Source organism: Microbacterium proteolyticum (assembly GCF_030818075.1).
GTDB lineage: Bacteria > Actinomycetota > Actinomycetes > Actinomycetales > Microbacteriaceae > Microbacterium > Microbacterium proteolyticum_A.
In genome coordinates, this window is record NZ_JAUSZZ010000001.1 from 567146 (window position 1) to 580053 (window position 12908).

At 69.9% G+C, this 12908-nt stretch carries 10 protein-coding genes; 5 read left to right on the forward strand and 5 right to left on the reverse strand.

Features of this window, described 5'->3' with window-relative positions; genetic code table 11:
• The first annotated feature begins 5 nt into the window (after positions 1–5).
• From kdpA to QE392_RS02745, 5 genes are all read left to right on the forward strand, one after another.
• Positions 6–1679 carry a potassium-transporting ATPase subunit KdpA gene (gene kdpA, locus QE392_RS02725; protein WP_307447537.1) on the forward strand — a complete coding sequence of 558 codons (1674 nt, stop codon included), beginning with the start codon at positions 6–8 and terminating at the stop codon, positions 1677–1679.
• Complete coding sequence (gene kdpB / locus QE392_RS02730; RefSeq protein WP_307447541.1) at positions 1679–3850, forward strand: potassium-transporting ATPase subunit KdpB; 2172 nt, start codon at positions 1679–1681, stop codon at positions 3848–3850. The genes kdpA and kdpB overlap by 1 nt, the downstream gene beginning before the upstream one ends.
• 11 nt (positions 3851–3861) lie before the next feature.
• Entirely contained in the window at positions 3862–4446 is a 585-nt protein-coding gene (kdpC, locus tag QE392_RS02735) for a K(+)-transporting ATPase subunit C (RefSeq protein ID WP_307447544.1), read from the forward strand.
• 332 nt (positions 4447–4778) lie between these two features.
• Positions 4779–7460 (forward strand): ATP-binding protein, encoded by a 2682-nt coding sequence (locus QE392_RS02740; RefSeq protein WP_307447548.1) that lies wholly within the window; start codon positions 4779–4781, stop codon positions 7458–7460.
• Positions 7457–8128: a response regulator gene (locus QE392_RS02745; RefSeq protein WP_307447551.1), complete on the forward strand. Its 672-nt coding sequence runs from the start codon at positions 7457–7459 to the stop codon at positions 8126–8128. Before QE392_RS02740 ends, QE392_RS02745 begins: the two co-directional genes overlap by 4 nt.
• A gap of 61 nt (positions 8129–8189) precedes the next feature.
• Here the strand turns inward: QE392_RS02745 and QE392_RS02750 are convergent, their stop codons facing one another.
• From QE392_RS02750 to QE392_RS02770, 5 genes are all read right to left on the reverse strand, one after another.
• A complete protein-coding gene (locus QE392_RS02750; RefSeq protein ID WP_307447554.1) occupies positions 8190–8990 on the reverse strand; it encodes a nitrilase-related carbon-nitrogen hydrolase in 801 nt (266 codons plus the stop codon).
• Between the two features lies 1 nt (position 8991).
• Positions 8992–9972, reverse strand: coding sequence for a nuclear transport factor 2 family protein (locus QE392_RS02755; protein ID WP_307447556.1), 981 nt, complete (start codon positions 9970–9972; stop codon positions 8992–8994).
• 70 nt (positions 9973–10042) lie between these two features.
• The gene (locus QE392_RS02760; protein ID WP_307447558.1) at positions 10043–11047 is read right to left on the reverse strand and encodes a LacI family DNA-binding transcriptional regulator; all 1005 of its coding nucleotides are present in this window, start codon (positions 11045–11047) and stop codon (positions 10043–10045) included.
• A 16-nt stretch (positions 11048–11063) separates the two neighbouring features.
• Complete coding sequence (locus QE392_RS02765; protein WP_307447560.1) at positions 11064–11954, reverse strand: carbohydrate ABC transporter permease; 891 nt, start codon at positions 11952–11954, stop codon at positions 11064–11066.
• On the reverse strand, positions 11951–12823 hold the full coding sequence (locus QE392_RS02770) for a carbohydrate ABC transporter permease (RefSeq protein WP_307447562.1): 873 nt from the start codon (positions 12821–12823) through the stop codon (positions 11951–11953). Before QE392_RS02770 ends, QE392_RS02765 begins: the two co-directional genes overlap by 4 nt.
• Positions 12824–12908: the final 85 nt, after the last annotated feature.

The following is a 12908-nucleotide window of genomic DNA, read 5'->3' on the forward strand; positions in this document are numbered from 1 at the left end:
CCGGAATGATCTGGTCCCTCCTCCTGACCAGCCTCACCCTGATCGCCGCCCTGGGCCTGGCCTATCGCCCGCTCGGCGACCACATCGCCCGCATCTACACCGGCGAGCGCGATCTCGCCGTCGAGCGCGGCATCTATCGTCTGATCAGCGTCGACGCGCGCAGCGCCCAGACGTGGCAGGCGTACCTGCGCTCGGTGCTGCTGTTCTCGTTCGTCGGCGTCGTGTTCGTCTACGCCCTCCTGCGCCTGCAGCCGCTGCTGCCGTACTCTTTCGACCTCGAGGCGCCCGGTGAGGCGCTGTCGTTCAACACGGCCGTCTCGTTCGTGACCAACACGAACTGGCAGTCCTATTCGGGCGAAGCGACGCTCGGGTACACCGTGCAGTTCGCCGCGCTCACCGTGCAGAACTTCGTCTCGGCGGCGGTCGGCATCGCAGTTGCGGTGGCCCTGGTGCGCGGCTTCGCGTTCCGCCGGAGCGGCGTGATCGGCAACTTCTGGGTCGACCTGGTGCGCGGCACCTCCCGTCTGCTGCTGCCGTTCTCGATCGTCGCGGCGGTCGCGCTGCTCGCTGGCGGCGTCATCCAGAACCTCAACGGTTTCACGGATGCCACGACCCTCGCGGGCGCCGCACAGTCGATCCCGGGCGGGCCCGTGGCATCCCAGGAGGCCATCAAGCTGCTCGGCACGAACGGCGGCGGCATCTTCAACGTCAACTCGGCGCACCCGTTCGAGAACCCGACGCCCTGGACCAACCTCCTCTCGATCTTCCTCATGCTCGTCATCCCGTTCTCCCTCCCCCGCGCCTTCGGCCGCATGGTGGGCGATGACCGGCAGGGGTACACGATCCTCGGTGTGATGGGCGCGATCTTCGTGGCATCCACGGCTCTGCTCACGTGGGCCGAGATGGCCGGCGCCGGCACGGCCCCGAAACTGGCCGGCGGCGCGATGGAGGGCAAGGAGGTGCGCTTCGGCATCTTCGGATCGACGCTGTTCGGCTCCACGGGCACCCTGACCTCGACCGGTGCCGTGAACTCGATGCACGACAGCTACACGGCGCTGGGCGGCGGGATGCCGATGCTCAACATGATGCTCGGCGAGGTCGCCCCCGGCGGCGTCGGTTCGGGCCTGTACGGCATGCTCATCCTCGCGGTGATCGCCGTGTTCGTCGGCGGGCTGCTCATCGGCCGCACGCCCGAGTACCTCGGCAAGAAGATCGGGCCGCGCGAGATCAAGCTCGCGAGCCTGTACATCCTCGTCACGCCGACGCTCGTGCTGGCGGGAACCGCGCTGAGCTTCGGGGTTCCCGGCATCCGTTCCGACGTCGAGAGCACCTCGATCCTCAACCCGGGCGTGCACGGCCTGAGCGAGGTGCTCTACGCCTTCACCTCGGCGGCCAACAACAACGGCTCGGCTTTCGCGGGGTTGACCGCGAACACCCCGTGGTTCAACACCGCGCTGGGCGTCGCGATGCTGCTCGGGCGGTTCCTGCCGATCGTGTTCGTGCTGGCCCTCGCGGGTGCTCTCGCGGCACAGGATGCCGTGCCCTCGACCGCCGGAACCCTCCCGACGCACCGCCCGCAGTTCGCGGGCCTGCTCGCCGGCGTCGCCGTGATCGTCACGGCCCTCACCTATTTCCCGGTCCTCACCCTCGGACCCCTCGCCGAAGGACTTGCGCTCTGATGTCCACCGCCACCGTTTCCCAGGTCCCCGACCCGGTCGAAGGGCCGAACCCTGCGCTCGATCGCTCGGTCCCTGAGCTTGTCGAAGGGCCCCGCCGCGCGTTCAGCGCCGCGCAGATCGTCGCCGCCCTTCCGGGCGCGGCGAAGAAGCTCAACCCGGCCGCCCAGTGGCGCAACCCCGTGATGTTCCTGGTGTGGGTCGGCGCGGCGCTGACGACGCTCATCGCGGTCGCGGAACCGTTCCTCGGCGGCACCGACGCCAGCCTGCCCTTCGGCTTCACGTGGGGCATCGCCGTGTGGTTGTGGCTCACGGTGTTCTTCGCGAACATCGCCGAGTCGGTGGCCGAGGGCCGCGGCAAGGCGCAGGCCGCGACGCTGCGCAAGACGCGAACGACCACCTCGGCCCGCCGCGTCGTCTCGTACTCCGCCGCCGACCCCTCGGCATCCGGCGCCGCGACGCAAGACGTCCCGTCGGGCGACCTGCGCGTCGGCGACATCGTGCTCGTCGAGACCGGCGAGCTCATCCCGGGCGACGGCGACATCGTGCACGGCATCGCGACCGTCGACGAATCGGCGATCACGGGCGAATCCGCCCCGGTCGTGCGCGAGTCGGGCGGCGACCGCAGCGCCGTCACCGGCGGCACGCGCGTGCTCAGCGACCGGATCGTCGTGAAGATCACGTCGAAGCCCGGCGAGACGTTCGTCGACCGCATGATCGCGCTCGTCGAGGGCGCCTCGCGCCAGCGCACGCCCAACGAGATCGCGCTGAACATCCTGCTCGCGAGCCTGTCGATCGTGTTCGTCGTCGTGGTGCTCGTGCTCAACCCGATCGCCTCGTATGCGGCATCCCCGGTGTCGATCCCCGTGCTCGTGGCGCTGCTCGTGTGCCTCATCCCGACGACCATCGGCGCGCTGCTGAGCGCCATCGGCATCGCCGGCATGGACCGCCTCGTGCAGCGCAACGTCCTCGCCATGTCGGGCCGCGCGGTCGAGGCCGCGGGAGACGTCACGACCCTGCTGCTCGACAAGACCGGCACGATCACCTACGGCAACCGGCGGGCCTCGGCGTTCGTCCCGATGCCCGGCGTCGGCGCGCCGCTCGTCGCGGAGTACGCCTCGCTGTCGTCGCAGGCCGACCCGACGCCCGAGGGCGTCTCGGTGGTCGAGCTCGCCGCGTCCCAGGGGATCGTCGCCGAGATGCCCCGCGGCGCGGAGCCCGTGCCCTTCACAGCGCAGACCCGCATGAGCGGCCTCGACCTCGCCGACGGCACACAGGTGCGCAAGGGCGCCGCATCCGCCGTGGTGGCCTGGCTCGCGGCATCCGGATCTCCCGTTCCCGAGGCGCTGCGCGCGCAGCTGCAGAGCGAGACGGATGCCATCGCCCAGTCGGGCGGCACGCCCCTGGTCGTGGCGACGCTGTCGGGCGGCGAGGGCCGCGTGCTCGGCGTCATCCACCTCAAAGACGTCGTGAAAGACGGCCTGCGCGAGCGCTTCGAGGAGCTGCGCGCGATGGGAATCCGCACCGTGATGATCACGGGCGACAACCCGCTCACGGCCAAAGCCATCGCGGCCGAGGCGGGGGTCGACGACTTCCTCGCCGAGGCGACGCCGGAAGACAAGCTCGCCCTCATCCAGCGCGAGCAGCAGGGCGGCAACCTCGTCGCCATGACCGGTGACGGCACGAACGACGCTCCGGCGCTGGCTCAGGCCGACGTGGGCGTCGCGATGAACACGGGCACCTCCGCCGCGAAAGAGGCCGGCAACATGGTCGACCTCGATTCCGACCCGACCAAGCTCATCGACATCGTCCGCATCGGCAAGCAGCTGCTCATCACGCGCGGCGCGCTCACGACGTTCTCGCTCGCCAACGACATCGCGAAGTACTTCGCGATCATCCCGGCGATGTTCATGGGCGTCTTCCCGGGACTTGCGGTGCTGAACATCATGGGGCTGCACTCCCCGGCATCCGCGGTCACCAGCGCGATCATCTTCAACACGATCGTGATCATCGTGCTCATCCCCCTCGCCCTGCGCGGAGTGAAATACCGCGCGGCGAGCGCGTCGAGCATCCTCAGCCGCAACCTGCTCGTCTACGGGCTCGGCGGCGTCATCGTCCCCTTCCTCGGCATCAAGCTCATCGACCTCGTCGTGAGCCTGCTCCCCGGCTTCTGAAAGGCCCCGTCATGCGCACCACCCTGCGTACCGCCGGCGTCGCCGTCCGCGCGATGCTCGTCTTCACCGCCCTGCTCGGTGTCGGCTACATGCTGCTGATCACCGCGGTCGGCCAGGTCACCCTCCCTTTCCAGGCGAACGGATCGCTCGTGCGCTCGGCCGACGGCACGGTCGTCGGCTCGCAGCTTCTCGGGCAGTCGTTCCAGGATGCCGACGGCCAGGCGCTCCCGCAGTACTTCCAGTCGCGTCCGTCCGCGGCGGGCTACGACTCCGCCGCCTCGACCGGCTCGAACCTGGGGCCGGAGAACAGCGACCTCATCGCCGCGATCGCCTCGAACCGTTCCGCTTTCGAGGCGCTGAACGGTGCAGGGGCGGTCTCCGCCGACGCCGTCACCGCCTCGGCCTCGGGCCTCGATCCCGACATCTTCGTCGCGAACGCGGAACGCCAGGCCGCACAGGTCGCCGAGGCCCGTGGCATCCCCGTCTCCGACGTCGAGGCGCTCGTCGCGGAGCACACGCTCCCCCGCGACCTGGGATACCTCGGCGACCCGCGCGTCAACGTGCTCGAGGTCAACCGCGCGCTCGACGCGCTGTGAGCGACGAGAATCGCTGACATGGCTGTCGCCGCGTCCCCCGCCGCCGTCGCGCCGCCGCCCGCGCGGCGGCGGCGCCGTGCGCGGCGGGCGGGCGCCCCCACCCTGTTGAGGGCGCTCTCCCGCCTGTTGAGCGTCCAAGACACGCCGCTGGGCCGGGTCCGATGCGGCGTGTCCTGGACACTCAACGTCCCTCGCCGCCCCACGCGCAACGCGACGCCGAGGGCGCTCTCCCGCCTGTCGAGTGTCCAAGACACGCCGCTGGGTCAGGTCGGATACGGCGTGTCCTGGACACTCAACGCTGACCCGGCGCGTCGACGCGGAAGGAGCGCGGCGTGAAGCGCGGACGCCTCCGGGTCCTCCTCGGCGCGGCGCCCGGCGTGGGCAAGACGTACGAGATGCTCGAGGAGGGCCGCCGCCTCGGCGCCGAAGGCCGCGACGTCGTCATCGCCATCGTCGAGACGCACGGCCGTGTCGCGACGGCCGCGCAGGCCGAGGGTCTCGAGGTCGTCCCGCGGCGCGCGGTCGCCCACCGCGGGGTCGCGCTCGACGAGATGGACCTGGATGCCGTGCGGCAACGGCATCCGCAGATCGCCCTCGTCGACGAACTGGCGCACACCAATGCCCCCGGGTCCCGCAACGCCAAGCGCTGGCAGGACGTCGAGGAGCTGCTCGCCGCGGGCATCGACGTGATCACGACGGTGAACGTGCAGCACATCGCCTCGCTCAACGACGTCGTCGAGAAGATCACCGGGGTCGTGCAGCGCGAGACGGTTCCGGATGCCGTGGTGCGCGCCGCCGATCAGATCGAGGTCGTCGACCTGGCACCGCAGTCGCTGCGCGACCGGCTCGCGGCCGGATCGGTCTACCCCGCGGAGCGGATCGATGCCGCCCTGTCGAACTACTTCCGTCTCGGCAACCTCACGGCACTTCGCGAGCTCGCGCTGCTGTGGCTGGCCGACGAGGTCGACTCGGCCCTGCAGCGCTACCGCCTCGAGCAGGGCATCGAGGGGGCGTGGCAGGCGCGCGAGCGCGTGGTCGTGGCCCTCACCGGCGGCCCCGAGGGCGAGACGCTGCTGCGCCGCGGTGCACGAATCGCGGCGCGATCGGCGGGCGGGGAGCTGCTCGCCGTGCACGTGTCGACGCAGGACGGCCTGCGCGGCGGCTCCCCCGGCGCGCTCGAAGAGCAGCGCGCCCTCGTCGAGTCGCTCGGCGGCACCTACCACCACGTCGTCGGCGACGACACCGCGCACGCGCTCGTCGAGTTCGCGCGCTCGGTCAACGCCTCGCAGTTGGTCATCGGCGTGAGTCGGCGGGGTCGCCTGGGTGCGGCGCTCACCGGCCCGGGCATCGGCGCGACCGTCATCCGGGCCTCCGGCGACATCGACGTGCACATCGTCAATCACGCGCGGGCGGGCGGGCGCTTCGCCCTGCCGCGCCTGACCGGTCCGGCACTCAGCGCCAAGCGGCGAATCCTCGGCTTCCTCATCGCCCTGGCCGGTGGGCCGCTCCTGTCGTGGCTGCTCATCGCGACGGGCACCGACGATTCGATCACCACCGATGTGCTCGCCTATCAGCTGCTGGTCGTGGTCGTGGCGCTGACGGGCGGCATCTGGCCGGCGGTGTTCGCCGCGGTGCTGTCGGGGGTCACGCTCGATTTCCTCTTCATCGACCCGCTCTACACGGTCACGATCAGCGACCCCGACCACGCGCTGTCGCTCGTGCTGTACGTGGTGATCGCGGTGCTCGTGAGCATCGTCGTCGATCAGGCCGCCCGCCGCGCCCGCGCCGCCCGCCGGGCGGTGGCCGAGTCGGAGCTGCTGGCCACGGTCGCCGGCAGCGTCCTGCGCGGCGAGAGTGCTGTGCCCGCGCTCGTGAGCCGCGCGCGCGAGGCCTTCGGCATGGCGGGGGTGCGGCTCGTCGCGTCCGACGGCTCGGTGCTCGCGACCGACGGGGAGCCGCTGCGCGACGGACGCCTGACCGCCGTGCCCGTCGGTGAGGGCCGTGCGATGCTCGAGCTGCACGGCCGGGTGCTGGATGCCGCGGAACGCCGCCTGCTCGACGTCGTCGTCACGCAGCTCGCCGCCGCCCTGGAGCGCACCGATCTGGCGGAGACCGCGGCGGAGGCGGGAGCCCTCGCCGAGACTGACCAGGTGCGCAGCGCTCTGCTCTCGGCGGTGAGCCACGACCTGCGTCGACCGCTCGCCGCCGCCGTCGCCGCGCTCGGGGGCCTGCGCGCCGCGGGCGACACCCTTTCGGCCGACGACCGCCGCGAGCTGCTCGAGACCGCCGACGAGAGCCTCGCGACCCTGTCGGTGCTCGTCACCGACCTGCTCGACGTCAGCCGCGTGCAGGCGGGTGTGCTGGCCGTCTCGCTGACCGAGGTGGATGCCGCCGGCGTCGTGCTCGCCGCCCTCGACGAACTCGACCTGGGTCCGGATGCCGTGGAGCTGGCCCTCGACTCCGACCTGCCGCCGTTGCGCGCCGACCCGGTGCTGCTGCAGCGCGTGCTCGTGAATGTGCTGACCAACGCCGACCGGCACACGCCCGAGGGCCGGCGGGTGCGCATCGCCACGAGCCGGCTGGGCGGCACGGCCGAGATCCGCGTGATCGACCACGGGCCCGGCATCGCCCCGGAGCGCCGCGACGACATGTTCTCGCCGTTCCAGCGTCTCGGCGACACCGACAACACCGCGGGCCTGGGCCTCGGCCTCGCGCTCTCGCGCGGCTTCGCCGAGGGCATGGGCGGCACGCTCACCCCGGAAGACACCCCGGGCGGCGGTCTGACGATGGTGGTCGCCCTGCCGGTGGCCGCCGATCGACCCGAAGGTGATGCGTACACGGTCGACTCCGCCACGCCGAGGGCACCGCTCGGACGATCCGTGACCCGCGGACGCTCGCCTGCGGTCCGGGGCGACGAGCCCGCGGCATCCGGCCCGCCCGCGTCCGCCGACCGCACTTCCTCCAGGCCGGGCGTCGTGCCCGTGGCATCCCGATCCCGAAAGGACTCCCCGTGAAGGTCCTGATCGCCGATGACGACCCGCAGCTCGTGCGCGCGCTGCGCATCACGCTCGCCGCACACGGCTACGACGTGGTCGCCGCCGCCGACGGCGCCGCGGCCATCACCCTCGCCGCCCAGGCGCACCCCGACATCGTGCTGCTCGACCTCGGGATGCCGCACCTCGACGGCGTGCAGGTGATCCACGCGCTGCGGGGGTGGACGACCGCGCCCATCATCGTCGTCTCGGGCCGCACCGGTTCGGCCGACAAGGTCGAGGCCCTGGATGCCGGCGCCGACGACTACGTGACGAAGCCCTTCCAGATCGACGAGCTGCTCGCGCGCCTCCGGGTCCACGCGCGGCGGTCGATCCCGGCATCCGGGGAGTCCGTCGTGCGTTTCGGCGACGTCGAGGTCGACCTCGCCGCGAAGGCGGTGCTGCGGGCGGGAATCCGCGTGCACCTGACGCCGACCGAGTGGCGGATGCTGGAGTTCCTCGCCCGCAATCCGGGGTCGCTCGTCACCCGGCAGACGCTGTTGAAGGAGATCTGGGCGAGCGAGCAGGTCGCCGACAGCGGCTACCTCCGGCTTTACATGTCGCAGCTGCGCAAGAAGCTCGAGGCCGACCCGTCGGCACCCCGGCACCTGCTCACCGAGCAGGGAATGGGGTACCGGCTGGTGGTGTGACGCCGCGGGCTGTCGAGTCGCCTCCGACGACGAGGCATCGTCTGCCCGCTGCACCGGCGCATCAGTACAGCTCGGGCCGCCGATCGGCGAACAGGTCGTTGTGCGGCGGAAGGCGCTTGTCGCCGACGGCGGGGATGTCCAGGTCGGCGATGGCGACGTGAGACTCGTCGGGATGGGCCGCGATCCAGCCGTCGCCGTCGATGACGGCACTCCCCGAGGTCCAGGCGACACCGCGCTCCTCACCGCGACGATCGGCGACCACCGTTGCCAACCGGGACGACCGCGCCGCCGCCATGGCCTGGATGATCTCAGGAGGGTGTTCCCCGGCCGGCCTGGCCACCGCGGGCCAGTTGACCGGGAGCGCCAGCAGCTCAGCACCCGCGAGTGCGAGCCGGCGCGGAACCTCGGGAAACTCGTTGTCGTAACAGATCGCGACGCCCAGAGTGCCGACCGGCGACTCCACCACGGTGCCGGCGGAATCCCCCGGCTCGAAGAACGCCCGCTCGATGCCCCAGAGATGCGACTTGCGATAGTGCGCCAGCGATGCCGACCGCGTGAACACCACGGCGGTGTTGAAGAGCGCACCGGACGTCGCCTCGGCGTACCCGACCACCGCCGTCGCACCCTCCGGAAGCGCGGCACGCAGCAGCGCAAAGCGATCATCGTGACGATCCAGGGCAGCTGTGCGCGCCTCCGCCGCGTCAGCGAAGACGTAGCCGCTCAGCGCCAGCTCGGGAGCCACGATGAGGGACGCACCGCGAGCGGCGGCCGAAGCGATCGCATCGGCGACACGTCCGACATTGCCATCGACGTCGCCGAGGACGACGTCCGGCGACACCGCCGCCGCTCGCAGGGTGCGCACCTCAGTAGATGTTCGCGAGCTCGAGGGGCTCATCGCCGCGCATGCCGGCGATCTGCGCCCGCAACGCGATGTCATCCCACAACCGCACCTCGCGAACGAGCTTGCCGTTGTGGAAGGTGAACTGCGAGATGCCGAGCACATCGACCGGCTTGCCCGTCAGCGGGCCGTAATTCGACCTGCCGACATAGTCGCCCGTGAACTTCCACGTCACCGCGACCCGAAGGCCCGCGTATCGCACGTCGTAGTTGGTCTGAATGTCACGCACCTCGAACTGCCCGGCGGGGAATGCCTCGAGGAATCGCAGAAGCGCTCGACGGTACCCCTCGGGGCGGATCACGGTGCGGTTGCCGACGGTGAGGAGCGTCAGGTCGCGGTCGAAGAACTGCTCGACCTGATGCAGGTCGCGCTGATTCCAGACCACGTCGATGAGCTCCAGCACCCGCTCGACTTCCGGACGGTAGTCGTCGGGGCGCGGACCCGAGTCGCCCGCGGCGATGGGGTCGACCGGCGCCGGTTCCAACCACGACCCGCTGTACCCGCGGAACGACTGCGCGCGGGCCAGTTCGTCGACGTCGAGACCGTGATACAGAGCCCCGGCGAGGCTGTCGCGCACGACCCACTCCTCGACCATGCGCCCGCGGCGGTACAGGCAGTTGGCGATCGTCCGACTCACCTCGGGAGAGTGCAGGTGGCCGGAGAACACCAGATGCGAGCTCAGGAACGCATCGTCGCCGCGCGCCTCCCACACGACGTCTTCCGCCTGACCGGTGCGGTCGGGAGTCGCCGAGATCCGCATCAGGGAGCCCTCGATGACCTCGTCGCGAGTCGTCGAGGTTCCGAGCGAGCCGTGCACGATCGAGTCGGGCTCGTAGTTCTCCCGGATGTAACTGATCGAACGGTTCACCCAGATGAGGTCGGTCACCTCCCGGATGAAGTCATCGGGGTCCGCGTAGGGCTGATAGGCGATCGGGTCGAGGGGCATGGGTTCTCCTTGCGGTGGTGAAAGATGCGGTGGCGATACGGGGGGGGAAGACGGAACCGGATGGGCTGATCTAACCCCCCGCGGACGGCAGGACCCCGACCGTCGACCGGTCGACGTATCTGGTGGAGAAGGTCGCGGAGTGGAAGGCGTCCGTCGAGCCCTCCAGCCGCGCGGTGATCAACCGGGCCGTCTCGCGCATCATCGCCTCGAGGTCGTATGCGATCGACGACAGCTGGATGATGTCCCACCGAGCCGGTGGGAGGTCATCGAACCCGATGATCGAGACGTCGCGCGCAGGGACCGCTCCCGCACGCCGTAGGGCGTTCAGCGCACCGATCGCCACGACGTCGTTCGCCGCGAAGACGAGCGTCGGTCGAGCATCGGCCAGCAGCTCGGTCATGGCGCGGTCACCGGTCTCGGTGTCGTAACCGCCGCGACGCACGAGGTGTGCGGGCAGGTGGATGCCGTGCCGACGCAGGGCGTTGCGCAGCGCCGCCTCGCGAGCGCGTCCGGTGCTCGTGTTCTCGGGACCGAGAATCGCCGCCACCCGACGATGACCGGCGGCGACGATGTGCTCGACCGCCGCCTCGTGCCCGGGGACGGGGTCGACGACCGTGGCATCGGCCTCGACGAAGGAGCCGGTGCGGTTGAAGTAGACGAACGGCACGGACCGGTCGTGCAGGCGCGCGGGCGTGGCCGAATCGAGCGTCGCCGTCGCGAGGATCACGCCGGCGAGACCCCCCGCGATGAGGCGGTCGGCGATCGCGGCGTCCTCACCGGACTCGGTGTGCAGCATGAGCTGATAGCCGTAGCGTTCCAGTTCGCGGTGGGCGGGAGGGATGAGCTGGGCGTAGAACTGGTTGTCGAGATCGGTGACGAGCAGACCGACGCGACGACTGCGTCCTGACGACAGCGAGCGCCCGGCTTCGCTCGGCACATAGCCGAGCTGTGCGGCGGCCTCGCGGACGAGGTGCTTGGTGCGCGGCGAGACCTTCGGGTGATCGCTGAGCGCCCGTGAGACGGTCGCCTGTGAGACGCCCGCCAGCCGAGCGACATCGTGACTCGTGACGCTCATCGCGGGTTCGCCCCCGTCATCCCTTCACCGAGCCGTCGCTGAGTCCGGCGACCAAGTACTTCTGCGCGACGAAGGCGATGGCGACGACGGGGAGGGTGAGGAGCATGGCAGCCGCTCCGGCCTGTTGCAGCATCGGGAGCGTCTGCCCCAGCTGGGTGGCGATGAACACCGGCACCGTCTTCGACGAGCTGTCGGTGAGCACGACGGCGGTCAGGTACTCCTGGAACGCGAACAGGAAGACGAAGATGCCCGCGGTGGCGATTCCGGGGGTCATCAGCGGAATCATCACGCGGCGAAGGATCCCGATCCTGGTGCACCCGTCGATCATGGCAGCCTCGTCGAGCTCCCTCGGGATCTCAGCGAAGAAGTTCCGCAGCAGCCAGATCGTGAACGGTTGGTTGATGGCCACGAGGGCGATCGCCATCGCGAACGTGGTGTCGTAGATGCCGAGCGCGCGGCTGATGTCGTACATCGGGAGCACGACGGCGAAGCGCGGAAGCGAGCGGAAGACGAGCGCGAGAACGAGCAGGATCGCCGAGACGTAGCTCGGGAATCGCGAGAGGGCATACGCGGCCGGAACGCCGATGACGAGGGCGATGATCGTCGAGACGATGGCGACGACGACCGTGTTGGTGAGATAACTCGCGAAGTACGTCGTCTCCCACAGGTCGACGAACGCCTGGAAGGTGGGGGTGTAGCCCCCGAGGACCGGGGGGTTCTTGAACGCGATGTCCGTCGGCTTCGTGACCGAGAGCAGCATCCAGATGAACGGGCTCATGAAGAGCAGACAGAGCGCTCCGAGCAGGATGCCGGTCACGAGCGGTGGACGGGTCCGCTTGCGGCGCGCGGAGACGACAGGCCCCGCAGTCGTGGTGGTCGAGCGGAGTTCGGCAGTGGTGAGGCTCATCGTGCGGCCTTCGCTTCCTTGAAGATCCCGCGGATGAACGGGATGAGCATGACGAGGATGATGAGGATGGTCAGCACGTTGATCGCGCTACCGAGGCCGAGGTTCTGCGCGCCGTTGGCGAACGCCACCGAGTAGACGTAGAGCTGGATCGACTCGTTGCCGATGACCGATGCCTGTGGAGAGAGCGCAACGAGACTGTCGAAGACGCGCAGCACGTCCATGATCGCGATCAGGGTGACGAAGCCCATCACACCGCGGATCGTCGGAATGATGATGTGCAGATGCGTCTGGAAACCGTTGGCCCCGTCGATGCGTGCGGCCTCTTTGATCTCCTCGGGAACACCCTGCAGACCTGCGAGGATGATGAGCATCGCGAACGGCTGCAAGGTCCAGACCTCGTTCGCGATGATGAGGACCTGATTCCAGAACGGGTCGGTGAACCACAGGACCTGCTCACCACCGAAGAACTCGATGAGGCGGTTCACGACGCCGCCGAAATTGTCGTTGAACAGCCACGAGAAGGCGACCGCCGCCACCAACGAGGGAAGCACGTACGACACGAGCAAGATGCCCAACACGAGAGGGCGGGTCTTGCCGAGGCGGTTCAGACCGACGGCGATCAGGTAGCCGAGCACGAGGAGGATCGCCGTCACGATCAGCGTCGTGGAGATCGTGAACACGACGGCCCGCCCGAAGCGCGCGTCGGTGAGAGCAGCGGCGTAGTTGTCGAAGCCGATGAAGCTGCCGCCGGTACCATAGGCGACCTCCTCGAGGCTCCATTGCACCGTGCGGAACAGCGGGAACGCGAGGAGCCCGCCCATCACCAGCAGGCTCGGGGCCATGAGGTACCAGAATTCACGCGTTTTCATTGGGGGGACGCGTTCCTCTCGTCGGGGCCCGTGGCCGGCCGGTGCGGGCCGACCACGGGCGGGATCGGGTTATGTGGGACGGTGC